The sequence below is a fragment of the Citrobacter youngae genome, assembly GCF_003818115.1.
GTDB classification, from domain to species: domain Bacteria; phylum Pseudomonadota; class Gammaproteobacteria; order Enterobacterales; family Enterobacteriaceae; genus Citrobacter; species Citrobacter youngae.
In genome coordinates this window covers 315,867-342,808 of the sequence record NZ_RPOI01000016.1, presented here as the reverse complement: position 1 = coordinate 342,808, position 26,942 = coordinate 315,867, and the positions used below count along the sequence as shown (strand labels likewise).

The 26,942-nt window shown below is 53.4% G+C and carries 30 protein-coding genes and 1 riboswitch; of the genes, 4 read left to right on the top strand and 26 right to left on the bottom strand.

Going from position 1 to position 26,942, the window contains the following annotated elements; translation table 11 throughout:
* Window positions 1-2 precede the first annotated feature (2 nt).
* The 3 genes from EHN13_RS14745 to EHN13_RS14735 all read right to left on the bottom strand — a co-directional run bounded on the left by EHN13_RS14745 (window position 3) and on the right by EHN13_RS14735 (window position 2,130).
* Complete coding sequence (locus tag EHN13_RS14745; RefSeq protein WP_124021653.1) at window positions 3-515, bottom strand: AbrB family transcriptional regulator; 513 nt, start codon at window positions 513-515, stop codon at window positions 3-5.
* Between the two features lie 75 nt (window positions 516-590).
* The gene (locus EHN13_RS14740; protein ID WP_061067728.1) at window positions 591-800 is read right to left on the bottom strand and encodes a tautomerase family protein; all 210 of its coding nucleotides are present in this window, start codon (window positions 798-800) and stop codon (window positions 591-593) included.
* A 151-nt stretch (window positions 801-951) separates the two neighbouring features.
* The gene (locus EHN13_RS14735; protein ID WP_124021652.1) at window positions 952-2,130 is read right to left on the bottom strand and encodes an MFS transporter; all 1,179 of its coding nucleotides are present in this window, start codon (window positions 2,128-2,130) and stop codon (window positions 952-954) included.
* 107 nt (window positions 2,131-2,237) lie between these two features.
* Between EHN13_RS14735 and EHN13_RS14730 the strand changes: the two genes are divergently transcribed.
* The 4 genes from EHN13_RS14730 to EHN13_RS14715 all read left to right on the top strand — a co-directional run bounded on the left by EHN13_RS14730 (window position 2,238) and on the right by EHN13_RS14715 (window position 6,755).
* The gene (locus EHN13_RS14730; protein WP_061067726.1) at window positions 2,238-3,110 is read left to right on the top strand and encodes a LysR family transcriptional regulator; all 873 of its coding nucleotides are present in this window, start codon (window positions 2,238-2,240) and stop codon (window positions 3,108-3,110) included.
* A 235-nt stretch (window positions 3,111-3,345) separates the two neighbouring features.
* The gene (locus EHN13_RS14725; RefSeq protein WP_048211970.1) at window positions 3,346-4,383 is read left to right on the top strand and encodes an extracellular solute-binding protein; all 1,038 of its coding nucleotides are present in this window, start codon (window positions 3,346-3,348) and stop codon (window positions 4,381-4,383) included.
* On the top strand, window positions 4,367-6,055 hold the full coding sequence (locus EHN13_RS14720; RefSeq protein ID WP_124021651.1) for an ABC transporter permease: 1,689 nt from the start codon (window positions 4,367-4,369) through the stop codon (window positions 6,053-6,055). The genes EHN13_RS14725 and EHN13_RS14720 overlap by 17 nt, the downstream gene beginning before the upstream one ends.
* 10 nt (window positions 6,056-6,065) lie before the next feature.
* Entirely contained in the window at window positions 6,066-6,755 is a 690-nt protein-coding gene (locus EHN13_RS14715; RefSeq protein ID WP_061067724.1) for an ABC transporter ATP-binding protein, read from the top strand.
* 23 nt (window positions 6,756-6,778) lie between these two features.
* Here EHN13_RS14715 and ldtA read toward each other — a convergent pair whose 3' ends face one another.
* The 23 genes from ldtA to pduF form a co-directional block, all read right to left on the bottom strand.
* A complete protein-coding gene (gene ldtA / locus EHN13_RS14710) occupies window positions 6,779-7,705 on the bottom strand; it encodes a L,D-transpeptidase (RefSeq protein WP_048211973.1) in 927 nt (308 codons plus the stop codon).
* Window positions 7,706-7,823: 118 nt separating this feature from the next.
* Window positions 7,824-8,888, bottom strand: a complete 1,065-nt coding sequence (gene cobT / locus EHN13_RS14705; RefSeq protein WP_124021650.1) for a nicotinate-nucleotide--dimethylbenzimidazole phosphoribosyltransferase — start codon at window positions 8,886-8,888, stop codon at window positions 7,824-7,826.
* A 24-nt stretch (window positions 8,889-8,912) separates the two neighbouring features.
* On the bottom strand, window positions 8,913-9,656 hold the full coding sequence (gene cobS / locus EHN13_RS14700) for an adenosylcobinamide-GDP ribazoletransferase (protein ID WP_061067722.1): 744 nt from the start codon (window positions 9,654-9,656) through the stop codon (window positions 8,913-8,915).
* Window positions 9,653-10,198, bottom strand: coding sequence for a bifunctional adenosylcobinamide kinase/adenosylcobinamide-phosphate guanylyltransferase (cobU, locus tag EHN13_RS14695; protein ID WP_048211976.1), 546 nt, complete (start codon window positions 10,196-10,198; stop codon window positions 9,653-9,655). Before cobU ends, cobS begins: the two co-directional genes overlap by 4 nt.
* Window positions 10,195-11,715: a cobyric acid synthase gene (locus EHN13_RS14690; RefSeq protein WP_061067721.1), complete on the bottom strand. Its 1,521-nt coding sequence runs from the start codon at window positions 11,713-11,715 to the stop codon at window positions 10,195-10,197. The genes cobU and EHN13_RS14690 overlap by 4 nt, the downstream gene beginning before the upstream one ends.
* Window positions 11,712-12,527, bottom strand: coding sequence for an energy-coupling factor ABC transporter ATP-binding protein (locus EHN13_RS14685; protein WP_061067720.1), 816 nt, complete (start codon window positions 12,525-12,527; stop codon window positions 11,712-11,714). Before EHN13_RS14685 ends, EHN13_RS14690 begins: the two co-directional genes overlap by 4 nt.
* Window positions 12,528-12,535: 8 nt before the next feature.
* On the bottom strand, window positions 12,536-13,213 hold the full coding sequence (locus tag EHN13_RS14680) for an energy-coupling factor ABC transporter transmembrane protein (protein ID WP_048211979.1): 678 nt from the start codon (window positions 13,211-13,213) through the stop codon (window positions 12,536-12,538).
* On the bottom strand, window positions 13,200-13,481 hold the full coding sequence (locus EHN13_RS14675) for an energy-coupling factor ABC transporter substrate-binding protein (protein WP_003030289.1): 282 nt from the start codon (window positions 13,479-13,481) through the stop codon (window positions 13,200-13,202). Before EHN13_RS14675 ends, EHN13_RS14680 begins: the two co-directional genes overlap by 14 nt.
* Window positions 13,482-13,483: 2 nt before the next feature.
* On the bottom strand, window positions 13,484-14,221 hold the full coding sequence (cbiM, locus tag EHN13_RS14670; protein ID WP_048211980.1) for a cobalt ECF transporter S component CbiM: 738 nt from the start codon (window positions 14,219-14,221) through the stop codon (window positions 13,484-13,486).
* Complete coding sequence (locus EHN13_RS14665; RefSeq protein ID WP_005123035.1) at window positions 14,218-14,931, bottom strand: cobalt-factor II C(20)-methyltransferase; 714 nt, start codon at window positions 14,929-14,931, stop codon at window positions 14,218-14,220. The genes cbiM and EHN13_RS14665 overlap by 4 nt, the downstream gene beginning before the upstream one ends.
* Window positions 14,928-15,722 carry a sirohydrochlorin cobaltochelatase gene (gene cbiK / locus EHN13_RS14660; RefSeq protein ID WP_124021649.1) on the bottom strand — a complete coding sequence of 265 codons (795 nt, stop codon included), beginning with the start codon at window positions 15,720-15,722 and terminating at the stop codon, window positions 14,928-14,930. The genes EHN13_RS14665 and cbiK overlap by 4 nt, the downstream gene beginning before the upstream one ends.
* A gap of 10 nt (window positions 15,723-15,732) precedes the next feature.
* The gene (locus tag EHN13_RS14655) at window positions 15,733-16,518 is read right to left on the bottom strand and encodes a cobalt-precorrin-6A reductase (RefSeq protein ID WP_048211982.1); all 786 of its coding nucleotides are present in this window, start codon (window positions 16,516-16,518) and stop codon (window positions 15,733-15,735) included.
* Window positions 16,515-17,240: a precorrin-3B C(17)-methyltransferase gene (locus tag EHN13_RS14650; RefSeq protein ID WP_048211983.1), complete on the bottom strand. Its 726-nt coding sequence runs from the start codon at window positions 17,238-17,240 to the stop codon at window positions 16,515-16,517. Before EHN13_RS14650 ends, EHN13_RS14655 begins: the two co-directional genes overlap by 4 nt.
* The gene (cbiG, locus tag EHN13_RS14645) at window positions 17,240-18,295 is read right to left on the bottom strand and encodes a cobalt-precorrin 5A hydrolase (RefSeq protein ID WP_061067717.1); all 1,056 of its coding nucleotides are present in this window, start codon (window positions 18,293-18,295) and stop codon (window positions 17,240-17,242) included. Before cbiG ends, EHN13_RS14650 begins: the two co-directional genes overlap by 1 nt.
* Entirely contained in the window at window positions 18,276-19,049 is a 774-nt protein-coding gene (locus tag EHN13_RS14640) for a cobalt-precorrin-4 methyltransferase (protein ID WP_005123046.1), read from the bottom strand. Before EHN13_RS14640 ends, cbiG begins: the two co-directional genes overlap by 20 nt.
* Window positions 19,042-19,611 carry a decarboxylating cobalt-precorrin-6B (C(15))-methyltransferase gene (locus EHN13_RS14635; protein ID WP_048211985.1) on the bottom strand — a complete coding sequence of 190 codons (570 nt, stop codon included), beginning with the start codon at window positions 19,609-19,611 and terminating at the stop codon, window positions 19,042-19,044. The genes EHN13_RS14640 and EHN13_RS14635 overlap by 8 nt, the downstream gene beginning before the upstream one ends.
* Window positions 19,601-20,206, bottom strand: a complete 606-nt coding sequence (locus tag EHN13_RS14630; protein WP_048211986.1) for a cobalt-precorrin-7 (C(5))-methyltransferase — start codon at window positions 20,204-20,206, stop codon at window positions 19,601-19,603. Before EHN13_RS14630 ends, EHN13_RS14635 begins: the two co-directional genes overlap by 11 nt.
* Window positions 20,200-21,339, bottom strand: coding sequence for a cobalt-precorrin-5B (C(1))-methyltransferase CbiD (cbiD, locus tag EHN13_RS14625; protein WP_048211987.1), 1,140 nt, complete (start codon window positions 21,337-21,339; stop codon window positions 20,200-20,202). Before cbiD ends, EHN13_RS14630 begins: the two co-directional genes overlap by 7 nt.
* Window positions 21,336-21,968, bottom strand: a complete 633-nt coding sequence (locus EHN13_RS14620; protein WP_124021648.1) for a cobalt-precorrin-8 methylmutase — start codon at window positions 21,966-21,968, stop codon at window positions 21,336-21,338. The genes cbiD and EHN13_RS14620 overlap by 4 nt, the downstream gene beginning before the upstream one ends.
* A gap of 10 nt (window positions 21,969-21,978) precedes the next feature.
* Window positions 21,979-22,938, bottom strand: a complete 960-nt coding sequence (gene cbiB / locus EHN13_RS14615; protein ID WP_124021647.1) for an adenosylcobinamide-phosphate synthase CbiB — start codon at window positions 22,936-22,938, stop codon at window positions 21,979-21,981.
* Window positions 22,935-24,314, bottom strand: a complete 1,380-nt coding sequence (locus tag EHN13_RS14610; RefSeq protein WP_124021646.1) for a cobyrinic acid a,c-diamide synthase CobB — start codon at window positions 24,312-24,314, stop codon at window positions 22,935-22,937. Before EHN13_RS14610 ends, cbiB begins: the two co-directional genes overlap by 4 nt.
* A gap of 88 nt (window positions 24,315-24,402) precedes the next feature.
* Window positions 24,403-24,577: riboswitch (cobalamin riboswitch) on the bottom strand.
* A 332-nt stretch (window positions 24,578-24,909) separates the two neighbouring features.
* Complete coding sequence (gene pocR, locus EHN13_RS14605) at window positions 24,910-25,821, bottom strand: transcriptional regulator PocR (RefSeq protein WP_048211991.1); 912 nt, start codon at window positions 25,819-25,821, stop codon at window positions 24,910-24,912.
* A 202-nt stretch (window positions 25,822-26,023) separates the two neighbouring features.
* The gene (pduF, locus tag EHN13_RS14600) at window positions 26,024-26,833 is read right to left on the bottom strand and encodes a propanediol diffusion facilitator PduF (RefSeq protein WP_048211992.1); all 810 of its coding nucleotides are present in this window, start codon (window positions 26,831-26,833) and stop codon (window positions 26,024-26,026) included.
* Window positions 26,834-26,942: the final 109 nt, after the last annotated feature.

Sequence of the window (26,942 nt, the reverse complement as noted above, 5' to 3'; positions counted from 1 at the left end):
TATTATGGAATTGCGACTAAAACATCAGGCCAGAATGGCTTCCAGTCGGGCTGTAAGTAGACAGCCAGAAACGTCAGGGTAATGAGACGCAGAGAATGCGAGATAACAATCTTTTGTGGCGGAGTCTTAATATGGGAGGCTAGCGCCAGCACCGCCGCCATCGCTCCGGGCACCGCACCCAAAAGCGCCTCTTCTTTACTCCAGCCCAACCGCCGCACACACCAGAAGTAGCTCAAGGTAAATTGCAAAGATAAGCAGAGTAATAACAGAGCAAAAAAAAGACTGAACTGACGATGTTCACCATATGAAAAATCCCTAAACATCATCCCGATTGAGATACCGAGAGAAAGCTGGATGACCGTTATACTCCCCGGCATTGAGGTTACGGAGATCCCAACCCGCTTAAGTATAATCACGGTAAAGAGGGCACCAAACATCATACCCAGTGGAACATTACAGAACGTGAATCCCTGCCCGACGAGAAAACAGAGGATAATACCTGCCAACACTCTCATCGACGCCCTCTCCAGGTCAATTGTTCTATCACAAACTGATATGAGGCGAGGAGCCCACGCCCCCCGCCATCAGATTCACTCTTTACTGGCTTTTTCACGCAATTCGGTCACCGGTACGCCACCAATTCCCCAGTTATCAGTATCGACTTCGTCAATAACCACAATAGTGGTGTCAGGATTTTTGTTAAGCACATCCACCAGTAGCTGAGTAACACCTTCCATCAGCTGTTTCTTTTGTTTATCGGTAACACCTTCATTGGTGATCTTAATATTTACATAGGGCATAAAAACTCCTGTAAACCAGATAATTATGGGAAATGCGCACAGAGAGAAGAGCGCAAACCCGTTAAACAGCAGAACAGAGTCATACTGCTTTTGAAAACGAGTTCTGCCGCAAGAACTATTAAGGTTATTAGCTGAAATATAACTATTATCATTATTTTCCAGAATATTTAACTTTGTTGTATTGCCAATAACTAATCGCTGCTGCGATAAATAACGAGGCGGCCCCCAGCAATATGGAGTAGGTCATCCCATTTTTATTACTCTGAAAGACACTGACAACTAATGGGCCGAGGATTTGCCCTATCCCATATGTCAGCGTAACAAGACCGAGGAGATTAATCTTCTGGGGTGCGCTTATTTTTCTAGCCAGCGGCATGACCAAAGAGCTTGTACCCATAAATGTGCCGCCAAATCCAATACAACTAATGGTTAACAGCAGTGGCGAGTTAATAAATATGGCCATGACTACGCAACTCGCTTGCACAATTAAGTTAACGCTCAGGCAGGATAATATATTCCATTTGCGAGCAGCCCAGAGCCAGCCATAGCAGCCAGGAATAACAGCAAGGCCGACAATAGACCAGATATGGTCGGCTAAAAAAGTGTTGCCACCCCCCCTGGCCATTAACGGCAAATACGTGGCGACAATGATATAACCGAACCCCGCCAGGCCATACAGTAAGGCTAAATTCCACCACTGGATATCCGACTCCGCGCCTGCGGCAGCTTTTACTGAGGAGATCATATACTTATCTTTCGGCAATAGCATCGTCAGTATGACGAAAAGTATCGCTGAAATTATGGCTGCGCCAATCCACAACACATGTGAATTTAAGGCGTAGGATACGCCAGCAATGACATATTCATTGCCGATAAAAATGCCCATTCCTACGCCCGAAAACAAAGAGGCGATAACAAAAGGGTTATGAGTATGCTGAAGGACCAGCATTGAACCAAATATCATCATTCCCGCGCTTGCCACACCTGCGAGGAACCTGATTAACAAAATAATTTCTGGCTGGGTCACTTTTGCCATCAAAAAAATCAGCACGACGGTAAGTAGTGCTGAGACCAGTAACAACACTCTTAACTTATTGACAGCGCTAAAAATACCAAAAGAGAAAAGGAGGCTGCCAACAAGGTAACCTGCGTAGTTGGCGCTGGCAATTATGGATAATTGTGAAAAGGTAAACAGTCCTTCATGAAGCATAAGCGGGAGCATAGGCGCATATAAAAAGCGCCCAATGCCCATTCCTAAGGTCAAGACGATCATACCAAATACAGCAGTACTCAACTGACGGAGGCCAACAGCACTGTGATCGAGATCCATATTTTGGCCTCAAAAGACGAATTAAGTTTGATTGTTATCTTACACAAGGAAATGATAATAAAAAGTTAATAAAAATAACGAAAACATTCACTTTGAGTGATGCTTCTATGAACAGTACCTCTCTGAACTTGTTTAAAACGGTGGCGGAAACGGGCTCCATATCCGCTGCTGCACGTAGTCTGAACTGCGTTTCTTCGAATGTCACAACCCGCCTTAAACAGCTGGAAGCCAGCCTTGATGTCTCTCTGTTTGTGCGCGAGAAAAATCGACTCTACATTACCCCTGAGGGCGAACTGCTTCTGCGCTACGCCAACAAAATTTTGGCGTTGTTAGAGGAAGCAGAATTGTCGATGCTGGGAACAAAAGTGGCGGGACCATTGCGAATTGGTGCAATGGAAACGACCGCAGCGGTACGTCTCCCTTCGATACTGGCGAATTTCCACCGCGAAATGCCTTCCATTGAGTTAAACCTGAAAACCTCCCCTACTGAGGCGCTGGTGCAACACATTCTGAACAATGAACTGGAAATCGCATTCGTTGCCGATCATCAGGGACTGCATATGGAAAATTCGCCCCTGCAATCACACGTGTTATGTCAGGAAACGCTGGTACTGGTAACAGCGGCAGAGCACCAGAATGTCATTACTGGCGCTGACCTCCAGGTGACAAGGCCGCTGGTTTTTGTTAAAGGGTGCAACTATCGCTCCCGCCTGGGAGAATGGCTGCGCCTACAGGGGATCGATTACGCCGATCCTCTGGAATTTGGCTCTTTTCAGGCGATCCTTGGCTGTGTGAGTGCCGGGATGGGGATTGCGCTGTTGCCAGAAAATGTTGTCAGACAGTATGAGAATAACTTCCCTGTCCGCAGTCATATGATTACGCCACAGATAGGTAAAGTGAACACCATGATGATATGGCTAAAAAGCCGCGAAGTCAGCCGGGTACTTAATCACTTTGTCTCGTTTATTACGCGGGCTTAAGTGATTACGTCTGGTAACGCCAGGCAGCCGGCAACCCAGTGTATTCATGGATGCTAAATATCTTATCCATAACAGGGACAGGCCACTTCACACCGTTGATTAAAGTTATGTAAATGTAAATTATTTACACTTTGCAATGATTGTAATTGCTAGTGATTATCATTTATTGTACGCAGGCAAAAAATGAGCCCCTGCCCGGGTCACTGTACGTTCCAATTACGCTGGGATATAAACGATGAATGCTCTGCCTCGCACTGGACTGCGCCGTATCACGCTTGCTTCTGCTCTCGTCCTCTCTGTCAGCCTGCCGGCTTTCGCCCAGGATGCGTTAACGCTGTATACCACCCGTGAACCGGGCCTGATTCAGCCCCTGCTTGATAGCTGGACGAAAACCAGCGGTATAAAAGTCAGCACGGTCTATATCAAGGACGGCATGCTTGAGCGTGTTAAAGCGGAAGGTAAAAACTCCCCTGCCGACCTGCTGATGACCGTTGACGCCGGGAACCTTATCGATTTAGTCGAAGCGGGTGTGACACAACCCGTGGAGTCAGAAGCACTGAAAGCGGCTATTCCGGCCAATCTCCGCGGTGCGGATAATCAGTGGTTTGCGCTGTCAATGCGTGCGCGAGTGTTGTACGCCGAGAAGTCAATGCCAATCGATAACTGGCATTACGAACAGCTCGCCAGCCCCGAGTACAAAGGTAAGGTTTGTATTCGTTCCGGTCAGCATCCGTACAATACGGCGCTGATCGCCGCGATGATTGCCCATCACGGCGAAGCAAAAACGGAAGAATGGCTGCGTGGCGTGAAAGCGAATCTGGCACGTAAAGCGACTGGCGGCGACCGTGACGTTGCCCGCGATATCCTCGGGGGTATTTGCGATATTGGCCTGGCGAACTCCTATTACGTCGGCCATATGAAAAACGCCAAAGAAGGCAGCGATGCACGTCAGTGGGGCGATGCAATTAAAGTCGTTAAGCCAACCTTTGAAAATGGCGGCACGCACGTCAATATCAGCGGCGCGGCAGTAGCACGCTATGCCCCCAATAAAGCCGATGCCGTTAAGTTGATGGAATATCTGGTTTCCGCACCTGCCCAGCAGCAGTACGCAAAAGCGAACTTCGAATACCCGGTACTGAAAGGTGTCACTCTCGATCCGGTGATCAACGCCACAATTGGTGAGATCGATGTCGATAAAATTCCGTTAACCGAAATCGTGAAATACCGTAAACAAGCAAGTCTGCTGGTAGATAAAGTTGGATTCGATCAATAAACTTCTACAGTTTCCGACGTTACGCGGCCTGGTTTCCGGGCCGCAGTCATTATTAACGCCGTTGCACCTTGGGGCGCTTTGCATTGCGCTTGGCGTCCTGACTCCCATCCTTGCGCTTATCTGGCAAGCTACCCAGTCGGATTTATCGCACTGGGACAATCTCATTACGTTTGTGCTGCCTGCAGCATTAAAAAATACCGTACTGCTGTTAGCCGGCGTGGCCGTGCTGGTTGGCGTGATTGGCGTAGGCAGCGCCTGGGCCATCACAGCATGGGACTTTCCTGGACGTAAGATCCTCAGTTGGGCGTTGCTGCTGCCGCTGGCGATGCCAACCTACATCGTCGCCTTTGCCTGGCTCGATCTACTGCATCCGATTGGCCCTCTGCAAACCTTTATCCGCTTCCTGCTGGGCTTTGACAGTCCACGACAGTTCCGGCTACCGGATTTGCGTTCGCTTTCCGGCGCGATTATTTTGCTCGGTTTAGTGCTCTATCCTTACGTCTACTTGACGACCCGCGCCACCTTTATCAGTCAACCGGCCCATTTACTTGAGGCTGCCCGCACGCTGGGATGCAGCGCTGCCGGGACGTTCTTCCGGGTCGCCCTGCCAATGGCGCGCCCGGCACTGGCTGTCGGCATCAGTCTGGCACTTCTGGAAACGCTCAACGATATTGGTGCATCGGAGTTCCTCGGCGTACAAACGTTAACCGTTACCGTCTACACCACGTGGATCTCTCGCTCTGATTTATCCGCCGCCGCACAAATCGCCTGCATGATGCTGATGTTTATCTTCTTCATTCTGACGCTGGAATTTTACGGACGCAGAAAGCAAGGATTCAGCAGCCGCAGCCTGCGGGAAATCCAACCCACTCGCGTGCCCGGCTGGCGTGGCTGGCTACTCGGCGCGGTCATTTCGCTACCGGTTATATTGGGCTTTGTGGCCCCGGTTCTCTTTTTGATGTGGGAAAGTGCCAAACGCTTAGGGGACACGAGCCCCCTTTCCGCCTCGTTGCTTTCAGCATTACAAAATACGCTCTTGCTGGCAGCAGGCACCACGCTGGTGGTGATTTGCGTCAGCTTGCTGGTGGCCTGGAGCGCACGCCATAGCGCAGCAGACAACGCGATGCCTGGCTTTCGTCGTGGCGTGATGCGTCTGGCCTCCCTCGGTTATGCGGTGCCCGGAACGATTCTGGCGATTGGTTTTTTGCCACCAGCGATGGCTGTCGATCGTTGGCTGGCCGACTTACTGGATATTCGCGGGTTACCGCTGATGTCTGCCGGTATTTTGTTGGTCATTTGCTGCGCGATGCGTTTCCAGGCAATTGCCATCGGCGCGCTGGACTCCGGTCTGGGTCGCATCCCGCCGTCACTCGAACAGGCTTCACGATTGCTCGGCGAAAACGGTGCCGGAACATTTGCCCGCGTTCATTTTCCGTTACTGCGTCCGGCATTAGTGAGCAGCGCATTGCTGGTTTTTGCCGATGCGATGAAAGAACTGCCAACAACGCTGCTGTTGCGCCCGGTAAATTTCGAAACGCTGGCCACTCTGCTGTATGCAGAAGCGGCCCGCGGGACCTATGAAGAAGGTGCTATCGCCGCGCTAATGATTGTTTTAGCAGGTACACTGCCCGTTATATTGTTGGTGCGTCACCAGATGACTCGCCGTGGTTAAGAGAGCAACAATGTCAGAAATCGCATTACGACTCCAGGACGTGCACGTTGCCTACGGCAACAGCCAGCAACCGGTCCTGAGCGGATTCTCAATGTCGGTACGCAAAGGAGAAATTGCCTGTCTGCTTGGCGCTTCAGGCTGCGGGAAAACAACGGTGTTGCGTGCAGTTGCCGGTTTTGAACGACTGCAGTGTGGAGAGATCTATGTCTCAGAGCGGCGTATCGCTGGCCCCGGCGTTCATTTGCCCCCGGAAAAACGTCATGTCGGCATGGTCTTTCAGGAATACGCCTTATTTCCCCATCTGACCGCACAACAAAACGTCGCCTTCGGTTTACGGCGTATGCCACGTGAAGCGCAACAGGCCAGAGTGACGGAGCTGTTGAAAATGGTGGAATTGCACAGTCATGCTAACCATTACCCTCATGAACTTTCTGGCGGGCAGCAGCAGCGCATCGCGTTAGCCCGCGCGCTGGCACCACACCCAGAAATTTTACTGCTGGATGAGCCCTTCTCCAGCCTGGATAAGCGCACACGCGAGCGCCTTGGTAATGAGGTTCGGGATATTTTACGCGCCGCAGGCCAGACCGCGCTGCTGGTTACCCACAGCGAGCACGAAGCTCAGTTGATGGCGGACCATATCGGTTTTGTGAAAATGGGTCAGTATCAGCTTAAAAAAGCGGCCCACCATAGTCAGGGCTAAGAAAGAGCCGCGTAGTGGCATCGCTAATGTGTCTGCACCAGACTGATATTCACCGGCATCCCGGAACGGCGTTCCAGCGCCTGATTCCCACGATTCACATCCACGTCATTCCCGCTGATAAAAGTACGCAAAACGGGGGTGATGGGCAGCGGAACCTTTCTGTCAGATTCATATTCGGAGCGATTGCGGGACAGCGGTTCATGAACCTCAACCCAATGGCTACCGTCTGGCTCGGTGCTGAATTTTACCGGTCGGTCAATAATCTGAACACGCGTGCCAACTGGCACAGTATCAAACAGGTATTTGATGTCGTCATTACGCAGACGGATGCAGCCCTGGCTCACGCGTAGCCCAATACCGAAGTTGGCATTAGTACCATGGATGGCGTACAACCTGCCGATATAGATAGCGTACAGTCCCATCGGATTGTCAGGCCCGGCAGGCACAAACGCCGGTAAGCTTTCCCCACGAGCAGCATACTCCCGCCGGGTATTTGCCGTGGGCGTCCAGCTTGGTGCTTCCTGTTTACGTTCGACCGCCGTGACCCAGTTGCGCGGAGTTTCCCTCCCGGCCTGCCCAATACCAATAGGTAATACCTCTACCGTATTAGCACCCTCAGGGTAATAGTAGAGCCGCATTTCTGCGACGTTGATGACGATGCCTTCACGTACGGTATCAGGCAATATCAATTGTTGTGGCACCACCAGTGTGGAACCCGACTTTGGCAGAAATACGTCCACACCAGGATTGGCTTCGAGCATATTGCTCAATCCCTGTCCATACTGTGCGGCAAAAGCCTCCAGGGGCTGAGTATTACCAGCGGGAATCGTTATCGTCAAAGGGCTTCCCACCAGACGGCTGCCCTCAGGAGGCAATGGGTAGCTCACCGCCTGCGATCCCTGACTCGCGAGCAGCATAACAAGAGCACACAGCAGTTTTACACGACGCATCTTTTTCCTTTCCTTCGTCGCAGCAGATATCCATTAAGTATAGCTTTTTTATCTGTTTTAGGGGGTTACGACGAGAATGCACATAAAAACCCCCGCCATAAAGCGGGGTCGTGAGCGGCTACGCTTCTTTGCCATCCGGTAATACAATATTACTGGCAGCTAACTGCCCCATATTGCTATACATCGCGCAGGCCGCTTCAACAATGGGCATCGCCAGCGCGGCACCACTGCCTTCGCCTAAACGCATTCCCATGTTGAGATACGGCTCCAGTTCCAGGTGCGCCAGTGCAGTACGAGCGCCCTTCTCGGCGGAGAAATGCGACGGGATCAGATAAGGTTTAATCTCCGGCGCTATCTGACAGGCAGCCAGTGCCGCCGAATAAGACAGGAAACCATCCAGGATAACCGGCAGACCGCAAGACGCCGCACCTAACATCACCCCCGCCATACCGACAAGATCAAAACCACCCACTTTTGCCAGCACATCAATACCGTCATTGCGATCCGGCTGATTGACGGCAATGGCTCGCCGTACAACATCAACCTTATTGCCTACCCTCGAGAGCGGCAGGTTAGCGCCGATACCGACCACATCCTCGGCATCGCTGCCGGTCAATACGCTGACGATTGCCGCCGCGGGGGTCGTATTGGCCATACCAAGTTCACCGACGCCAAACAGCGTTACGCCATCCCTGGCCAGCTCATGGGTATAACGAATAACTTCCAGCAACAGTTCCTCGGCCTGAGAACGGTGCATTGCCGGGCCTTGAGCAATATTACCGCAGCCGCGCGCCACGCGCATATTCACCACGCCGGGAATGAGTTCAGCATCGATGCCGACATCAATCACATGTACCTTTGCCCCCGCCTGAGCAGCCAGCACGCAAACGCCGGTCGTCCCACGCGTCATATTAGCAGCCTGAATAGCCGTGACGATTTTAGGCGAAACGGCAACCCCTTCATCCCACACGCCATGATCGGCACACATCACCAGCATCGCTTTGCCATTCACATGCGGCACACCCTTCAGGCCTGGCATACCGGCCAGTTGCACAGCGAGAGATTCGAGTCGCCCAAGACTTCCCGGCGGCTTAAGCAGGCCATCAATATGTTGCTGCGCGCGCAACATTGCAGCGCTATCGGGAGAAGGGATCGCGTGAAGTAAAGAGGATAAAGTCTGCATAAGGGTTCCAGTATGTTGACTGACTCAAAGCAGAGCCAGCAGGAAAACCAACTCGCCAAGTTCAATGGCCGCACCCAGCGTATCGCCGGTTTGCCCACCTAACGTGCGTTTTAATAACTGCCCAAGAATGAAGATCGCCACCAACGTAACGACCAGTGCTGCCACACCACGCATACCGGGAAGCAGTACGGCGGCAAGGATCGCCGCAAATCCCAACGTGACGCAGGTTTGACGCCCGGAGACTTTGCCGATAAAGACGTTGCCCAGCCCTTCTTCGCGCGCGTAACGATGTCGATACATCAGCAAAACAGCACAGCCCCGCCCGGCGACACAAGCCGCAGCAAGCGCCGCCAACATCGGTGTGCCACGCAAAGCCAGTTCGCTCACTACCAGCACTTTTGCCAGCAACACGAAAATTAGCGCCAGTCCGCCGTGGGTTCCCAGCCGGCTGTCGCGCATGATCTCCAGCATCCGTTCGCGTCGACGGGCAGAGAAAATACCGTCACAGGTATCCGCCAGGCCATCAAGATGAAAACCGCCGGTCAGTAGCGCCAGGGTCAACACTGCAAACAGCGCCGCCAGTGGGATACCGCACCAGGCCTGTAGCGCCATAAAGACCAGCCCCGTAAGCCCGCCCAGCACCACGCCAATCAGCGGGAACATCACAATGCCACGTGAATAGTGCTCGAAATCCAGTCCTTGCGACCAGCGAGCAGGAACGGGCAAGCGACTGATAAAAGAGAGCATTGCCCAGAACAACTTACTCATTTAATTTTGACTCCAATTCCTGATACCACCAGCCAGACCTCATCGGCTGCTGCCGCCAGTCGCTGATTCACGCGTCCTGCAATATCGCGAAAATGCCGTGCCAGACGGTTCTCCGGAACAATCCCCATTCCCACTTCGTTGGTCACCAGCACAACCTTTGCCGGGCAGCGCTGACAGGCAGCAATCAGCGAACGGATCTCATCCTCGATCGACTGCTCCATCGCCGCGTAATCCCAGCTATCCGGGTCACTGTCACCGCCCAGTGCAAACAGCAGATTGGTCACCATCGTGGTAATGCACTCCAGCAAAATGGCTTCCTGCGGATCGTTTTCTGCCGTTATCAGTTCATCGAGATGTTGCCAGCGTTCAGCTGTACGCCAGTGCGCAGGGCGTCCATCGCGATGATGCTGAATTCGCGCCGCCATCTCCTTATCAAAGATCTGCGAAGTCGCGATATACAAAACGTTTGGAGAATCCGCGATCAGCGCTTCCGCATGTCGACTCTTGCCGCTACGCGCACCGCCGGTAACCAGAATCATCATACGGGCTCCCGGTGTTGCTGCATGATGGTATAAATTTTCTCAATATCGATGTGTTGCCGCATCGCATCCGCCAGCAGATCAAACTGCTGCGATTTATATTGCGCGTAATGGAAGGTGGAATCCAGCGGTGCTAACCCTTTACGTACGCGCAGGCCATTAACCAGCGCCCGGGTAAATTCATCGCTGTCGAACAGACCGTGAAGATAAGTACCAAACGCCAGGCCATCCGGCGTAACCGCGCCGTCAGCCACATTGCCTCCGTCTTTGCGCAGCGTCATCACCGACCGGCATTCTTCGGTTAACGTCGTTTCGCCCATATGGATTTCGTAACCACGAACGGATAACCCCGCCGCGCCCGCCAGCCAGTCAGGCAGCGAGGAGGACATTTTTCCCTCAACCAGAGTGGTGGTTTTGTGCTGGGCAAAATGGGTGACGGTATTGAGCAAGCCCAGACCCGGCAGCGTGCCAAGCCCTGACTCCACTTCATCGATGATCGTATCGCCGAGCATTTGATAGCCGCCGCAAATCCCCACCACCGGCACGTTATTACGATGCAATTGCACGACGCCGTGCGCCATTCCGCTCTCACGCAGCCACACAAGATCGCCCAGCGTATTTTTGCTGCCGGGCAGAATCACCAGATCGGCCCCCGCCAGTTCTTCAGGCTGGCGCACATAGCGCACGCGCACATCCGGCTGTGCGGCAAGCGCATTGAAATCAGTAAAGTTAGAAATGTGCGGGATTTGCACAACGGCGATGTCGATGTCGCGTTTATCAGTGCGCAAATATTTGCCCTTTTGCAGCGCAACGCCATCTTCATCTTCCAGATCCACATCCAGCCATGGCATGACGCCCAGTACCGGCACCCCGGTCAGCGCTTCAATTTGCTCAATACCGGAATAGAGCAGCGCCACATCGCCGCGAAATTTATTGATGATCACCCCTTTGACCCTGGCGCGTTCATGATCGTGCAATAGCGCCAGCGTGCCGTAAATGGAGGCAAACACCCCGCCACGGTCGATATCCGCCACCAAAATGACAGGACATTGCGCCATTTCAGCCATGCCCATATTGACGATATCGCGATCGCGCAGGTTAATCTCGGCCGGGCTTCCCGCCCCCTCCAGCACCAGCACATCGAACTCTTGCGCCAGACTGTTATAAACTGACAGGATTTGATCCCGCAGACGCGGTTTGTACTCGTGGTAACTGACCGCATCCATATCGGTTGCCACTTTGCCCATCAGCACAACCTGCGCTTTACGGTCGCTGGTCGGTTTAAGCAGCACCGGATTCATACGCACATCTGGCGTAATGCCAGCGGCTTCAGCCTGAAAAATTTGCGCGCGGCCCATCTCTTTGCCCTCTGGCGTAATACCAGAGTTCAGCGCCATGTTTTGCGATTTGAACGGCGCGGTACGCAGCCCATCCTGATAAAAAATTCGACACAGCCCGGCGACCAACACGCTTTTACCCACATCAGATGCCGTTCCCTGCAACATTATCGCCTGCGTCATGACGCCTCCTTCAGTGCGTTCTCTCGCATACAACTAAAAAATTCAGCCTCTGTTTTACACAGCGGGAAGCCCAGCTCGGTGTGCAATTTCACCAGCCATGGCTGAGTTAACCCGGCTTGTTCAATAAGATCGGTACGGGCGAAAACGTCCCCCGGCGTGCCGTGCGTCAGCACTTCTCCGCGACGTAAAACATACACCGCATCGCTGACTTCATAGATGAGATCAATATCATGGCTGGAAATAACCACATGATTTCCTTGCGCTACAATGCGTTTGATAATCTCGATCATCTGCGTACGCCCTGATGGGTCGAGACCGGCGGTGGGTTCATCCAGTAACAGATACTGCGCTTGCAGCACCAGCGCCCCGGCTATCGCTACGCGTTTTTTTTGCCCGTGACTTAAGCACTGAATCGGCTGATGGCGAAAATGCTGGGCGTCGACCAGCGTCAAGGCATCGTCCACCCGACGGGCAATTTCAGCCTCGTCCACGCCAAGATTACGCAGGCTAAAGGCGATGTCACTGTCGATGTCGGTATAAAAGATTTGCTGATCGGGGTCCTGAAATACCGTTGCCACCTGCTGACGTAGCGCCAGCAGGCCGCGCTTGCTGTAATCCAGTGGTTTTCCTTGCCACATCACCGCCCCCTGTTGTGGGCGCAGTAAACCGCTCAGGTTCATAAACAGCGTGGACTTCCCACAGCCATTGGCCCCCACCAGTCCGGTGACGGCATGTTGAGAAAAGTCCAGCGTTAGCCCTTTGAGAATCGGGTCATCCTGGTAGCGAAACCAAAGCGCTGAGGTGGCAAGCATACTTTTCCTTACAGGTGAAAATCACCCTGATACAGTTTGATATCCAGTGTGGTGGTCATTTGCTGATAACGGATCAACACGCGGGTAAACAATAATCCCACCAGCATCGCCAGCGAGCGATAGCCTAATGGCAAGCTACGATAACCAAAACGCAGCGTTTGTGCGCGATGAATGGCGAGTGCCTCGTCTAACAGGATAAAAATAAAGCGCCAGGTCAGCAGAATCAGCTCGGTCATCAGTCGTGGGACATGTGCACGTTTGAGCAGGATAATTAACTGCGGAAACGGTAAATTCAGCACCAGCCAGAACGTTGCCGCCAGCGCAGCCAGGCTGCGCCAGAAGGTTTCATTGGCGGTGACAAGTCCTGGGGCGCTAACGCCCAACCAGTAGCTGCCCACGGGTACGCTGGCCAGTAAGGTATGCGGGTCGCGACTGACGCTAAACAAAATCGTCACGACGCCCACCAGCAGAAAGCCAAATGGTAGCGCCATCCAGCGACACCAGCGCCAGAAAGAAACCCGCAGCAGCCAGCAACTGAGCGCCGCTATCAGCAACATCTCGATACCCTGCCCCAGCGGGGGCAGAGTAAAGGCCAGAATCATCATCATTAGCCAGAGCAGAAATTTCCGCACCGGTGAGACATGAAACCAGCGGCTTTGATAGCTAAGCCTGTCAAGCCCGGTCATCACGACGTTGCCTGCCCTTGGTATAACCCAATATGTAGAAAATTACGGCTGCGCCCAGCGATCCCTGGAGCGTAAACAGCAGGCTTTCAATCTCACCGCTTGCCGGTTCATATAACGGCTGGAACCACGGCTCATAATGCGGGGCAATAGCCTGAATCTGACTCTCCGCCTCACCATCCGAGCCGCCGTATTCACCACCGTGGTTGATAAAGAACGGCAGGATCACCAGCGCTACTACCATGCCCAATATAATCAGCGTCTTTTTCATCGTTAATGTCCTTGTGCGGTTATTAACTGGCGTTTGGTTAGCTGATCGTAAATCAGCACGGTGAGTAACCCTTCCGCAATCGCGATGGGGATCTGCGTCAGACAGAAAATTCCCATGAACTTAATGATTGAACCGGTAGCGCCAGCAGACGGATCCGGGAACGCCACGCCCAGTTGCACTGAGGTGACGAAATAGGTGACAAGATCCGCCAGCATCGCGCACAAGAAGACGCAAACATCACGGCGGAACCCCGCACGACAGGCCAACTTCCACACCATATACCCAACAACCGGGCCGATTACCGCCATCGACATACCGTTAGCGCCAAGCGTCGTCAAACCACCGTGCGCCAGCAGCAGAGCCTGGAACAGCAAAACGATTGCCCCGAGGATGGCCACTACGCCTGGTCCAAACAGGATAACCGCCAGGCCTACGCCGGTAGGGTGTGAACAACTTCCGGTAACGGAAGGAATTTTCAGCGCCGACAGCACAAAAATAAAGGCGCCGCACAGTGCCAGTAAAACTTTCTGGTGATTATCTTCCTGCACGATTTGGCGCAGGCGCACCAGCCCGTACCACAGGCAGGGTAAAAACAGCAGCCACCATGCCAGCGCCCACATTGGCGGCAGAAAACCTTCCATAATGTGCATCGCGAACGCTTGCTCAGGAACAATCATCAGTAATAGCGCCGCTGCCAACCCGCTGAAAGACAGCTGTTTTAGCTGTTGTTCAAGCTTCATTGTGCATACTCCCACTGTTTGTTGACCAGAATGGTCGAGAAATAAGGCAGCGGCTGATCGTCGCTCACCTCGTCGAGATGGCGCCAGCACTGCTCGCCCGGCAGCGTGGCTTCAGACATCATCAGTGCACAGTCCAACAAGCCTTCTTGTTGCAGCAGCGCTTTGATGCGCGCAAAACGACCGTACACTTTCATCAGCACCAGGCTGTCATGCTGCTTTAACGCCTGCTGAATTTCAGCTTCCGGCGCGGTACAGGAGACCACTGCCAGCGATTGTTGCTCCATGGCGAGCGGAGTTTTCGAACGCGCGGCAATCGCAGCGAAAGAGGTCACGCCCGGGACGATTTCTAACCAGTCAGGCGAACCAATGCGCTGCAGTAAAAAGACCCAGGTGCTGAACAGCATGGCGTCGCCGAGGGTAATAAAACCTACCTGTTTACCCGCTTCCACTTCCTGTACCAACGCAGCAGCGACCTCATCCCAGACGGCCTCTTTTTCAGCACTGTCGGCACTCATCGGGAAATGGCAGCAGCGAACCTCGGTCTGCTCACCGATATACTCCCGCACAATCGACAACGCCAGACTATCGCCACCTTTACGCCCGGCTGGCGCATAAAGAATATCCAGCGCCCCAAGCGTGCGTGCTGCGCGCACGGTTATCAGATCGGCAGCACCAGGCCCGGTGCTCAGTGCATACAATTTGCCACTCATGCTGCTTCCTCCAACGCTACGTTCAGCGCTTGCTGTAAATGGGCGACGAACATGGCACGAACCGCCGGATTCTCACCCAGACCGCTGAGCCATGGCGTAGCTGGAATGCCTGCTGCGTTAAACAACGTTTTCCACGAATCCTCTTCATCGGAGGCCATATCATTGATAGCGTGGTCGCCTGCAACCAGCATTAGCGGCATTAGATGAACCGCCGTCACGCCTTCCTGACCTAAGCTTTCGATCAGCACCTCAACTTCCGGGTAGCTTTCCACTGCACCTACGCGAGCCGGGAAGCGCTGCGCCGTCATCATGTGGTCAAGACAGGCATAGGCAGCAAAGGCGTGATGGCTGGCCCCGTGCCCCATAAAGACCACTTTTTCATTTTCGCCAAGCGCCGGCATCTGCTGTTGCAGCGCCAGCATCAGCTGTGCGTAATCTTCAACGCTGCTCAGTAGTGGTACACCCAGCGTCAGGCGAGAAAACAGCGGGCGCATACTTTGTACTTCGCGGACAATTTTTTCGTATTCGTCGCCGTTGATGATGTGCAGCGACTGAATCGCGACATCCTGATACCCCTGCTCCGCCAGCTTTTGCAGCGCCTGCAGCGGCGTGTCGATTTCAATGCCGTCCCGCTGCTTGAGCTTGCGGATAATCATCCCTGAGGTAAACGCCCGGAACAGGTCGCGGTCAGGGCAACTGCCTGCAAGATCGCGCTCACAGGCCACAATATTCTTCTCGCAGGTGTCGTGATAGCTGGTGCCAAAGCTGACCACCAGAAGCGCCTTTTTCATCTCTAACTCCTTAAGCCGCGGCCAGCCAGCGCGTTAAACGCGCCGCAAAGGCAGCCTGACTTTCCAGTAATTCTTCTCCCGTCACCAACGGTGCCGGGCGTGTAATCACGATGCAGGGGATACCGGCATCCAGACAGGGTTGCACTTTTTCCTGATAACCCCCTTCCGCGCCTGATGCCTTAGTGATCACCACATCAGCCTGACACTGGCGATAAAACGCAGCGTTGAACTCGGCGCTAAACGGTCCGCACAGCGCAAAGATCTCACCGACGCCAAATCCCAGGTCCGCGCATTGCTGAATGACTTCGGGTACAGGCAGGACGCGCGCCAGCAACGTTTTTTCAGGCAACTCTTCGCGCCAGATGGCCAGATCTTTACTGCCGGTCGTCAGCAGCACGCGGTCACCGAAGCGCCGCGCAACCTCGCTGGCTTGCTGAATGCTCTGTACGGTATACAAGTGCGGGTGGGTTAAACCGCTTAACTGTTCAGGGCGCTGATAGCGACTCAGCAGTACGCCCGCCGCTTCGCAGGCATTCATGATGTTGCGGCTCACCACCTCGGCGTAAGGATGCGAGGCATCGATCACCCAGCGCGTCCGATTTTCCTGAAGCCAGGCAATCATTTGCTCACGTTCCAGACGCCCGCAGCGCACCTGACCTTTGATGTCTCCCGCAAGCTGCTTTCCCGTCGGGGTCGCAACTGACAGGGTGTAAGCCACGTTTGCCGCATCCAGTTGCTGGCACAGCATGCGCGCGTCGCTGGTGCCGCCCATGACCAGCACATCACCATAATTCACAGCACATAACCTCGTGGCGTGATCATCAGGCCGTCCTGAACATAGGTTGTTTTATTGCCCACGATCACCAGACTGGTCATATCCACCGGTTCAAAATCCATATCACCGAGCGTGGTCAGCCATTTTTCCTGCTTTTTACGTCCGGCTGACTTCACAATACCAACCGGCGTTTGTGCGCTCTTGCTGGCGGAAAGCAGTTCAAATGCACGCGCCAGATGTCCTTCGCGACCCCGGCTGCGTGGGTTGTAGAAACAGATAACGAAGTCAGCTTCACCGGCAGCAATAATGCGTTTTTCGATAACCGGCCATGGCGTTAACAGATCGCTTAAGCTGATGTGGCAGAAGTCGTGCATTAGCGGCGCACCCAGCAAAGAAGCGGCGGCAATACTTGCGGTCATGCCAGGTATCAACCGGACCTCAACGTCCAGCTTTTGCTTGCTGACCAGTTCGAGTACCAGCCCGGCCATACCATAAATCCCAGCGTCACCGCTGCTGATCAACGCCACGTTGTGACCCGCCTGCGCCAGTTCGATCGCCGCCTGACAGCGTTCAATCTCTTTGCACATCCCGGTTTTGATCACCTGCTTGTCGCCTGTGAACGCTTTTACCAGATGGGTGTAGGTTTTATAACCCACGATGATTTCCGCTGCCTGCAATGCTTCAACGGCTTCCATGGTCATCATTGCCTGCGAGCCAGGGCCAATTCCAATTACGCTTAACATCAGTGTGAAACTCCCAAAGTGATCGTGACGCCCTGTTCTCGCAGGGTCTCGCCTAACAGTTGTCCGTGGCTCAGCAGCCAGGCTGCAGGACCGGAAACGCTTCCTGTACCCACCGTTTTGCGAACAAACGATGAGGCCGGAAAACGGTGTTCATGCTCACGCAGCGCGTCAGCGGTAAAGGTTTCGAAAGGCACGCGGCAACAGGAGGCCAACTGGATAAGCCCTTGTTCGTCTTTTTTCAGCGTGATGCTGCCAATGGCTTTTAACGCCAGCGGGTCGAAGCGCTGTGCTTCGAGTTGACGTGCCAGTAGCGCTGCTAACAGTGGAAACGGCGTATCCCGACGACAGCCAATTCCGGCAACCACTCGCTGCGGTACCAGCTTCCAGTGCACAACTGGCAGCTCAGGCAGATTGTTGCGCAAGGTAATACAAATCAGCGCATCCAGTTCAGGAAGCTGATTGAGGTCGGTCACCGTGATAAATCCACGGCGGTCGCAATGGCTGACGTCCTGTGCCAGTTCGTCGTCCCACCACAGACCAACCCGTTTGTTGCTGACCAGCATCTGGTTAACAATTTTGACCGCCGAGCGGAAATCATTCATACGGGCATTTAACTGAAACGCCAGCGTGTCCAGCGCCGCCATATCGTTAACATCCGTCGCGGTGGTAATGACCGGGTCGGCCCCCAGCATCCCCGCCAGATAACGCGCCAGAGCATTAGCTCCTCCCGCATGACCGGAGAGCAGGCTAATGACATGCTGGGCACGTTCATCAATGACCACCACTGCCGGATCGCAAAATTTGTCGTTGACCAGCGGGGCCAGCACGCGCACCGCAATGCCGGTCGCCCCGATAAAAATCAGCGCCGAGTAATTCGCAAACGCTTCGCGGGCGGTATTAGCAAAGCCGTTTTCGAAGGGAATAAACCCTTCCTCCAGCAGCTTTTCACTGGTAAAACAGGTTACCGGCAGCATCGCCGCCAGACGTTTAGCAAGCACAACGCCGCCGGGGGTCAGGCAAAATAGCGCAAGTGATTCAGGCTTTACGGTATTCATGGCTAAAATCCGCCGCATAGAGTTTGGAGTAGTGATACTCCGAGCCCAGGAAATTACCGACCAGAATGAGCGCCGTTTTACGGATCCCTGCGTCGCGAACTTTGTCGCCAATATCTGCCAGGGTACCGCGCACGGTCTGACTTTCCGGCCAGGTTGCCTTGTAGATCACCGCCACTGGCGTGGCCGCCGGGTAACCGCCTTCAATCAGACGCTCAGCAACCCGGTGGATACGTTGGACGGAAAGATAAATCGCCATCGATGTCTGGTGACTGGCAAACGACTCCAGTTGTTCACGTTCCGGTACCGGCGTGCGACCTTCCAGACGGGTAATGATCAAACTCTGCGACACTTCCGGTACGGTATACTCGACGCCCAACTCCGCAGCCGCACCCAGGAATGCGCTAACGCCAGGCACCACCTGCCAGTCGATCCCGCGTTTAGTCAACTCTTCGCCTTGCTCACGCACGGAGCCATATAAGGAAACATCACCGGTTTGCAAACGCACGACGGTTTTACCGGCTTTCACACCCGCTTCCATCAGATCAAGGATCTGCTCCAGATGCAGTTCGGCGCTGTCATGACATTCCGCTCCGGCCGGGCAATATTCCAGTAATTCAGTGTTAATCAGCGATCCGGCATAGATAACTACCTGTGCCTGCTGGAGCAACCGGTACCCTTTGAGGGTAATCAGCTCGCGATCGCCAGGACCTGCGCCAACAAACCACACACTACGGGGATCAAAAATCTCAGACATGGGTTCCTTCCTTCTGACAGGCGATAACAAATACGGGGTTATTCGGTTTGAAATAGTGACCACTACCCAGCGTGGTAAGTGAGGAAACCTGCAGTTGCAGGCAATCCACGCCCTGTACGCCAGGACGGTCCAGATGAGCCAGCGCGGTGTTGAGGTTTTCCTGAAGGATAAATGTCATCACCAACCGCCCTGCGGGATGCAATTGACGCATTGACCAGTCAATCAGTTCGGTCAAATGGCCGCCGCTGCCGCCCATAAAAATGGCATCGGCTTTTTCCGCGATAGTCATCGGCGCGATACCTGGAAAAATGTCGATATTTGCGCAGGCAAAATGCTGACGGTTTTCGTCCAGCAGCCTGAGCGCATCCGGATTACGCTCAATTGCCGTCACGCGTAATCCTGGGTATTGCAGCGCGGCTTCTATCGACACGCTGCCGGTTCCGGCACCAATATCAATCAGGTGACTGGCGCGGTGTAATTCAAGTTTTGAGAGGGCAAGTGCGCGTACCGCTTCTTTGGTCATCGGCACTTTCTCTCCACGTAGAAAAAGCTCATCTTTCATCGAGTATCACCACTGCATTCATGTCATAGTCGGCTGTAATTTTGCTCACAGGCAGGCAGTGGATACGCTCATTGTCCATCGCCAGGTTTTCGCCAATCACCATCCAGCGATGTCCTTTGCCTCTGGCAACCAACTGCTGTGCAATTTCACGCGGACCACACAGCGCGTCGGTCACCATCGCAACCTTGTTATGTCGCGCCAGTTCATCGAAACAGACGCTGCGACCATGGCTACTGGTGAGCCACATGTCGTTCATATCAATACCCGCTTGCGCACACAGATACTGCACCGCGCTAATGCCGGGAATAATGCGCACATTTTCAATACCAAAATGCGCCACCATCCGCGTGCCAATGCCGTAGAACAGCGGGTCGCCGGATGCCAGCACCACCACGTTTTGCGCCTGATGTTCGCCTATCCAGTTCAATAGCTCTGGAATATTGGCGCCAAGAGCAAACCGCTCACCGGCAAAATCCGGGAACTGCTGCAGATGTCGCTTGCCACCGATCAGCACATCGGCCATTGCAACCGCATCGCGCGCCACCGGCGTCATCAAATGCAACCCTGCGGGCCCCATCCCTACAACGGTTAACATTGCATCTCCTCAGCGATCTCGGCGATCGGGCGATTGCTCCCCAGCACCTGGTTATCAAAAGAGAACATGATGGCGTCGCAGGTCGGGGGATTTTTGGTAAAACGCAACGTTTGCAGGACGCGCATACAGATGCGCCTGGCCAGATGGTCATAAATGTGCTGGAAACCATACGCTTCGATGTGTTCCATCGCCGCCTCGGTGGTATCGCAGTCGCTGACCAGCGTCAGCAGTTCCAACGGCGCGCCAAGTAATGCGAGGTGAGCCACCAGCGTTTCCATGCGGGCATCAGCGATATGACTGTGGGTATGGAAGATCCCTGCCGCGATTTTGATAAGTTTGCCGGGGTGGCCGACCAGCACGATCTGGCGGAATCCCAGGCGTACCGCTTCTTCAATCATGTAACCGACAAAGTTGCTCATAGTGACCACAACCTGTGTGTCGATCCCCATTTGCTCACGCACAAAACGTTCGCCGTGATTACCCGGTACCAGTACTACGCGATCCAGCCCTGCCGCGCGTTTGATCTCCAGCTCCAGCGATAGCGAACGTTTCCAGCTCTCTTCTGACATCGGCGTAACAATGCCCGTGGTACCAATGATCGAAATACCGCCCAGAATCCCCAGCCGCGAGTTGTAGGTTTTTTGCGCCCGTTCTTCACCTTCAGGCGCAAAAATCTCAATTTTTGCCCCGCGATTTGGTCCAATCGCTTCACGTACTGCGGACTCAATGGTCTGACGAGGTGTCCGGTTAATCGCCGAACTGCCCACCGGCAAACCAATCCCTTTACGGGTCACCGTACCGACACCTTCACCGCCCTGTAAGACGATCTCTTTGCTATCGTCTAACGTCACGCGGGCAAAGATCAGCATCCCATGCGTGGCGTCCACATCATCGCCACCATCTTTGCGGATGGCGGCAATCGCCTGCTGCCCTTCGATATGCGGTGACTCCACGTTCAGGCATAACGTCACCCCGGAAGGCGTCACAATGGAAACCTGATGGATCAGATGCTGGCGCAGCACCATCAACGCAGCGACTTTTGCCGCCGCCGTCGCACACGATCCCGTGGTGTATCCTTTACGCAGCGCTTTACCGTTGTGCCACACTGGCGTGTCGAAGGACTGGTCGCTCATCGCACCCCCTGCATGTGATAAAGCATGGCGTTGACGATAGCGGCGGCGACGTTACTGCCACCTTTGCGACCTAATGCGACAATGGCGGGCAGATGACTTTGTGTCAGTGCGTCCTTCGACTCCGCCGCGCCAACAAATCCTACCGGTACGCCAACCACACCGCTGACAGGTGCATCATGTTCCAGCAGTCGGAACAACGCGGTTGGCGCGTTGCCAAAGACAAACAGTTTTTCGCCCTCTTCCTTCACGGCAATGTCGACTGCAGCCATTGAACGAGTGATCCCCTGTTCTTTTGCTGCCCGCACCACACGTGGGTCGCTGATGTAACAGCGGCATTCGCCACCGAATTTTGCCAGCAGGTTTTTGTTGATCCCGGAAAGCGCCATCGTGGTATCGGTATAAATCACGCTCGGGCGACTCAATGCAGCGCAAAACTGTTCCAGCACATCGCTGGAAAACCAGAGAATGTCCAGCCAGTCGAAATCCGCGGTGGTGTGGATCACCCGCTTGATGATGGCTTCATGCAACGGACTGGAAAACTGATAGTCCGGGCGGGTTTCACTGATAATCTCGCCAATGATGTCGAAACTTTTGGCCTCAATTGCTTGAGGCTGCTGGATATAGTGCATTTTGTTGTCCTCAGGCGACACCGAGCCACAGCCAGCGCAGCGCAATAAAAAGCGCCAGTGCCAGGGTCGATGCTACCCACATCAATCGAATCGTTTGGGAAATGTCGTCTACAGAAATGTCTCGTTGTTGATCGCCAATCCACGGTTTTTCAACGCGCTCGCCGAAGTAGTCATTGGGCCCTCCCAGGCGAATACCTAATGCGCCGGCCACAGCAGCTTCCGACCATGCGCAGTTTGGACTGCTATGGTTGTAGCGATCACGCCAGCCAATCTGCAAAGCGCGTACGCCGTCCTGGCGGCATAAAAACGCCGCCACACCCAGCAACAGCCAGCTCAGTCTTGCCGGAATAAAGTTAGCGACATCGTCCAGACGGGCGCTGACCATGCCGATAGCACGGTACTTTTCATGTTTGTACCCCACCATTGAATCGAGGGTATTCACCGCTTTGTAGGCCATCGCCAGTGGCGCACCGCCCAGTAAGAGGAAGAACAACGGCGCGATGATGCCGTCAACGGTGTTTTCCGCCACGGTTTCCACCACGGCGCGGTTGATCTGTTTTGGTTGCAGCTGTGAGGTATCACGTCCCACAATCCAGGAGAGTTTTTCCCGACTTTCGGCAAGATTATTGGCACGCAATGGACGCTCTACATCCAGCGCAGCATTTGCCAGACAACGCCCCGCCAGCACGGTAAAGATCATCCACACCTCTACGCCCCATCCCAGCCACGGGTGAATGGAATTCGCCAGTGTCAACCCCCCCCAGGAAACGCCCCATGTCACACCAACCACCACGAGCCACATCACGGCACCGCCGATTCTCAGCGTGCTATCACTATGGCAATAACGCCGAATGACGCGCTGGATTGCGGAGATAAGGTTGCCGATCCAGCGCACCGGGTGAGGCCAGTTCTGCGGATCACCAATGATAAAATCCAGCAGCCAGGCAACGCACCATGCGAGTATCGTCATAGCGCATTCCTCGCAGCGGCCAGCCAGTGATTGAGCATTTCGGGGCGCTGGGCAAAATGAACGTGCAGATAACTGGCGAAGGTGTTTCCGACCTGCCAGCCGCCGGACCAGGCTTGCAGCGTTTTGCCATCACGCACCTTGCGGCAATTCATCACCGCCGGGGTTTCAGGGGTAAAGTCGGAATAGTGGAATTCATGCCCGCGCAGGACTTCATCGGCCGTTGCCAGTAATGTTTGCTGTGTGGCTTGTGCCTCGCAGTAGCCAAACCGGGTCAGCCGTTTGCCCATTTTGCTGTGCCCAGGAATGATATCCGCCATTAGCCAGCAATCGCCGTTGCTGTCCTCCAGCGAGCTACCGAGATACATCAACCCTCCGCACTCTGCATAAATAGCGACGCCACGCTGATGCGCCGCTCGCAGTTGCTCCAGCATGGTGACATTACGGGCCAGGGCCGCAGCATGCAGTTCCGGATATCCGCCGCCTAACCAAATCATCTGACAGTCTGGTAAACAGGTATCATGCAGCGGGCTAAAACGAACAATATTGAGGCCCGTGCGCTCCAGCAGCGTAATATTGTCCGGATAGTAAAAGTTGAACGCTTCGTCATCGGCGATGGCCAGCGTTAACCCTGCTCCTGCGTCTGCTGCCGGTAGCGCGGGCCATTCGCCAACAGGAAGGGTGTTTAACTGGCTTAATGCCAACAACGCGTCGATATCCAGCGTCTGTTCCAGCGTCGCGGCAAAATCCTGCCACGGCTGCTGGTTGATAACTGACTCACGAGCGGTAACTAAACCCAGATGACGTTCAGGAAGCGCGACGCCCTCCATGCGGGGAACGTAGCCTAATACAGGCACGGAGCAGTAACGCTCAATGGCAACTTTGAGTAGCTGGTAATGTGTTTCGCTGTTGACCCGATTAACAATCACGCCTGCAATGTTCAGACTGGGATCAAAATGCTGGAATCCCATCACCGTGGCGGCTATCGAAGTGGAAACCGCCTTACCATCAACCAGCAAGATGACCGGGCAACCTAACTGTTTCGCCATCGCCGCAGTACTGCAGTAATCAGGGTCTGTACCATAGCCGTCATACAACCCCATAACGCCTTCGATAACGGCAATATCCGCGTGCTGCATCTGCTCGCAAAATAAGGCATTCAGTGTAGAGGTGGGTAGCATGAAGCTATCAAGATTACGGGAAGCCGTGCCGCACACCGCGGTGTGCCAGCCAGTATCAAGGTAATCAGGACCGACTTTGCATGGCTGGACGCGTAAACCGCGCTTTTTCATCAGGCTCAACAAGCCCAGCGTCACCGTGGTTTTGCCACAGCCGCTACCGGTACCTGCAAGAACAAATGCGTGAAAACTGGCCGCCATACCCTGATCCTGTTCAGGGTGGTAGGGGTGTATAGATACCCAGTCTCTCGACTGTATGCATCTGCGCAACCCACTTCCCACCGAAGTTGTTGGTAGTCACCGACAGGCAGGTCTTCTGGCTTAGCGTCGTCCTCGCCCGTCCTTCCCAATCTTGCGATCAGTGGTCTATACGGGGTCGTCAGCATCACAGCAGCGGGGGCTGCGGGGGATTCTCACCCCCTTCCCTACCACAAATGTGGCAAACCTGTCAGTTCAAGAGCCGATTTAATTTGGCTCTGTGTCTTGAGGCAAATTCACGACCTCATGACAATAATTCAATTTAATATCTTGCCGGGTACATTCAACCAATGTTATGGCCTCAACCCGTTTATTCATATGTTCATTTTTTGAATGAAAGCGTCATTAAAGAATAAAGAAAGTCTTTCACACAGACACTGTATCTCATCACAAAAATAAAAACTGGTGCAGTTTATCCCTCAAATACTATTATTTTGTTGCGCTATGACAATTTATTGACTGCTGTAGTTATTTTTCATTTTATAATGACTGACATAGCGTACGATATCAAAAATCGGCAATAGCAAATTATTGCTATTTAAGCTGTCTCTTCAGATGAGGTGACATTTATTTGCTGACGGAAAGCCTGCGGCGTAACCTGGTACGTTTGACGGAATACTTTGCAAAAATAACTGGTTTGTGAAAAGCCTAAATTTCGCGCAATACTGGCGATGCTCCAGTCGCTATGACAAAGCAACTCTTTGGCACTCGCCATTCGCTGTTGATTTACCCATGCGTTAAACCCTATCCCCTGATATTTTTTGAACAATTTGCTGAAATAGTAAGGACTGAGATAAACGTGAGAGGCAACATCTTCCAGACGCAGCTCGTCTGATAAATGCGCATCAATATAGCGCAAGGCTTTCTTCATTTTACTGTCATGCGGATTGGTACTGCGGTTAGCGCGTACCGGTTCTGACTGCTGCGGATTGTCTTTGATTACGACGAAATTCAGTTGTTTTTTAAGACAATTTTCTACAATGAGCTTTAGCAAATCCGCGGAAGCAATAACCCGCGAATAGTCCATTTCCGGTACATTACGAAATTCACTCACCAGTTCGGGATCGGCTTGCCAACGGTCGTCCACGTTCAGAATATCCACCAGCCCCACGTCATTGCTTAGGCGCACCTGACCACATAAGACAAACCCGACCAGATGTCCCGCAATGACCAGCGGAATGGAGAAGTCGGTAAGTCCGGCATGGCAGCGATAAATGCAGGGTTGATCGGATTTTGAAGCTTCCAGTCCCCCACAGCGATCGCTCATACGACATCGTGTACTATGCTGAGGATGCTGGCGCATCAACTGGCAAAAAGGAGTGAAATTAAAAAGCTCAGAAATTTCATCACCGTGAATATTGACAACCACAACAGCCAGACTGGTGGCCTGCGCAAAATCCTGTGCGATTTTATTAATGAGTTCTGAGTTCAGGGCACTCGCAGAAATCATGATAAAACCTCTCAGTTAATTTATTGTTATAAATAAAACACATTATTTACATCTGCTTTTCATCTCGCTATCCAGAGCAATGATAAAAGGCGTATTCGAACATAACAAAAGTCTCCCATTCTTGGGAGACTTTTTAAGCGGTTCAGGAAACCTGATCACGAAAACAGTTATTACATTTCAAAAATAAACATTTTCCGTGAAGCTAACGCTCATTTTCCTCCAGCTTACAGCTATTACACGGTAAGTTTTTGCCAATAAAGTAACGATAAATTGCTGCCCCCGCACAAGCGCCAATGATAGGTGCCACGATCGGGACAATAAAGTAAGGAATATCACGCCCCCCAGTCATCGCGACATCCCCCCAGCCCGCCATCCATGCGAACAATTTTGGCCCAAAATCACGAGCCGGATTCATGGCAAATCCGGTAAGCGGTCCGGTCGATGCCCCAAGAACGGCAACCAGAATACCGATCAGTAGTGGTGCCAACGGCCCCCGGGGAATCCCATTGCCATCATCGGTGAGCGCCATGATCATCCCCATCAGAATGGAGGTAATCACAACTTCCACCAGTGCAGCCTGCCAGACGCTGAGTGCAGCGGCAGGATAAGTGCTAAATATGCTGGCAAGCTGCAAACTTTCGAGGCTACCCCGCACCATGTGGTGGGCGGTTTCGTACTCGATAAACAAACTGCCATACAACAAATAGGCGAGCAGAGCGCCACCAAAGGCACCAGCCACCTGAGCAATGGAGTACGGCAACACTTTACGACCTGGAAAACAGGCAAACAACCACAGTGCGATGGTGATAGCGGGATTGAGATGTGCACCTGAGATCCCTGCTGTCAGATAAACTGCCAGAGAGATCCCCAGTCCCCATATAATGCAGATCTCCCATAACCCTAAACTGGCACCGGCTACTTTCAGGGCGCTCAGGCATCCAATGCCAAAAAACAAAAACAACCCGGTCCCCAAAAACTCGGCAATGCATTGCGCTTTTAGTGAATCGTTCATTGTGACACCTTCTAAGCAGAGTTCGTGTCTTTACCAGCGGACTCCTTGCTGGCAAGTAGAATACTTCGAGGCTTACTATAAAAAGCCATGTCGGCAAATTGTTGGCAAT

Excerpts from the sequence above, each read along its gene's own strand:
- EHN13_RS14745 (WP_124021653.1), bottom strand. The coding sequence starts at position 515 with ATGAGAGTGTTGGCAGGTATTATCCTCTGTTTTCTCGTCGGGCAGGGA.
- EHN13_RS14740 (WP_061067728.1), bottom strand. The coding sequence starts at position 800 with ATGCCCTATGTAAATATTAAGATCACCAATGAAGGTGTTACCGATAAA.
- EHN13_RS14735 (WP_124021652.1), bottom strand. The coding sequence starts at position 2,130 with ATGGATCTCGATCACAGTGCTGTTGGCCTCCGTCAGTTGAGTACTGCT.
- EHN13_RS14730 (WP_061067726.1), top strand. The coding sequence starts at position 2,238 with ATGAACAGTACCTCTCTGAACTTGTTTAAAACGGTGGCGGAAACGGGC.
- EHN13_RS14725 (WP_048211970.1), top strand. The coding sequence starts at position 3,346 with ATGAATGCTCTGCCTCGCACTGGACTGCGCCGTATCACGCTTGCTTCT.
- EHN13_RS14715 (WP_061067724.1), top strand. The coding sequence starts at position 6,066 with ATGTCAGAAATCGCATTACGACTCCAGGACGTGCACGTTGCCTACGGC.
- ldtA (WP_048211973.1), bottom strand. The coding sequence starts at position 7,705 with ATGCGTCGTGTAAAACTGCTGTGTGCTCTTGTTATGCTGCTCGCGAGT.
- cobT (WP_124021650.1), bottom strand. The coding sequence starts at position 8,888 with ATGCAGACTTTATCCTCTTTACTTCACGCGATCCCTTCTCCCGATAGC.
- cobS (WP_061067722.1), bottom strand. The coding sequence starts at position 9,656 with ATGAGTAAGTTGTTCTGGGCAATGCTCTCTTTTATCAGTCGCTTGCCC.
- cobU (WP_048211976.1), bottom strand. The coding sequence starts at position 10,198 with ATGATGATTCTGGTTACCGGCGGTGCGCGTAGCGGCAAGAGTCGACAT.
- EHN13_RS14690 (WP_061067721.1), bottom strand. The coding sequence starts at position 11,715 with ATGACGCAGGCGATAATGTTGCAGGGAACGGCATCTGATGTGGGTAAA.
- EHN13_RS14685 (WP_061067720.1), bottom strand. The coding sequence starts at position 12,527 with ATGCTTGCCACCTCAGCGCTTTGGTTTCGCTACCAGGATGACCCGATT.
- EHN13_RS14680 (WP_048211979.1), bottom strand. The coding sequence starts at position 13,213 with ATGACCGGGCTTGACAGGCTTAGCTATCAAAGCCGCTGGTTTCATGTC.
- EHN13_RS14675 (WP_003030289.1), bottom strand. The coding sequence starts at position 13,481 with ATGAAAAAGACGCTGATTATATTGGGCATGGTAGTAGCGCTGGTGATC.
- cbiM (WP_048211980.1), bottom strand. The coding sequence starts at position 14,221 with ATGAAGCTTGAACAACAGCTAAAACAGCTGTCTTTCAGCGGGTTGGCA.
- EHN13_RS14665 (WP_005123035.1), bottom strand. The coding sequence starts at position 14,931 with ATGAGTGGCAAATTGTATGCACTGAGCACCGGGCCTGGTGCTGCCGAT.
- cbiK (WP_124021649.1), bottom strand. The coding sequence starts at position 15,722 with ATGAAAAAGGCGCTTCTGGTGGTCAGCTTTGGCACCAGCTATCACGAC.
- EHN13_RS14650 (WP_048211983.1), bottom strand. The coding sequence starts at position 17,240 with ATGTTAAGCGTAATTGGAATTGGCCCTGGCTCGCAGGCAATGATGACC.
- cbiG (WP_061067717.1), bottom strand. The coding sequence starts at position 18,295 with ATGAATACCGTAAAGCCTGAATCACTTGCGCTATTTTGCCTGACCCCC.
- EHN13_RS14640 (WP_005123046.1), bottom strand. The coding sequence starts at position 19,049 with ATGTCTGAGATTTTTGATCCCCGTAGTGTGTGGTTTGTTGGCGCAGGT.
- EHN13_RS14635 (WP_048211985.1), bottom strand. The coding sequence starts at position 19,611 with ATGAAAGATGAGCTTTTTCTACGTGGAGAGAAAGTGCCGATGACCAAA.
- EHN13_RS14630 (WP_048211986.1), bottom strand. The coding sequence starts at position 20,206 with ATGTTAACCGTTGTAGGGATGGGGCCCGCAGGGTTGCATTTGATGACG.
- cbiD (WP_048211987.1), bottom strand. The coding sequence starts at position 21,339 with ATGAGCGACCAGTCCTTCGACACGCCAGTGTGGCACAACGGTAAAGCG.
- EHN13_RS14620 (WP_124021648.1), bottom strand. The coding sequence starts at position 21,968 with ATGCACTATATCCAGCAGCCTCAAGCAATTGAGGCCAAAAGTTTCGAC.
- cbiB (WP_124021647.1), bottom strand. The coding sequence starts at position 22,938 with ATGACGATACTCGCATGGTGCGTTGCCTGGCTGCTGGATTTTATCATT.
- EHN13_RS14610 (WP_124021646.1), bottom strand. The coding sequence starts at position 24,314 with ATGGCGGCCAGTTTTCACGCATTTGTTCTTGCAGGTACCGGTAGCGGC.
- pocR (WP_048211991.1), bottom strand. The coding sequence starts at position 25,821 with ATGATTTCTGCGAGTGCCCTGAACTCAGAACTCATTAATAAAATCGCA.
- pduF (WP_048211992.1), bottom strand. The coding sequence starts at position 26,833 with ATGAACGATTCACTAAAAGCGCAATGCATTGCCGAGTTTTTGGGGACC.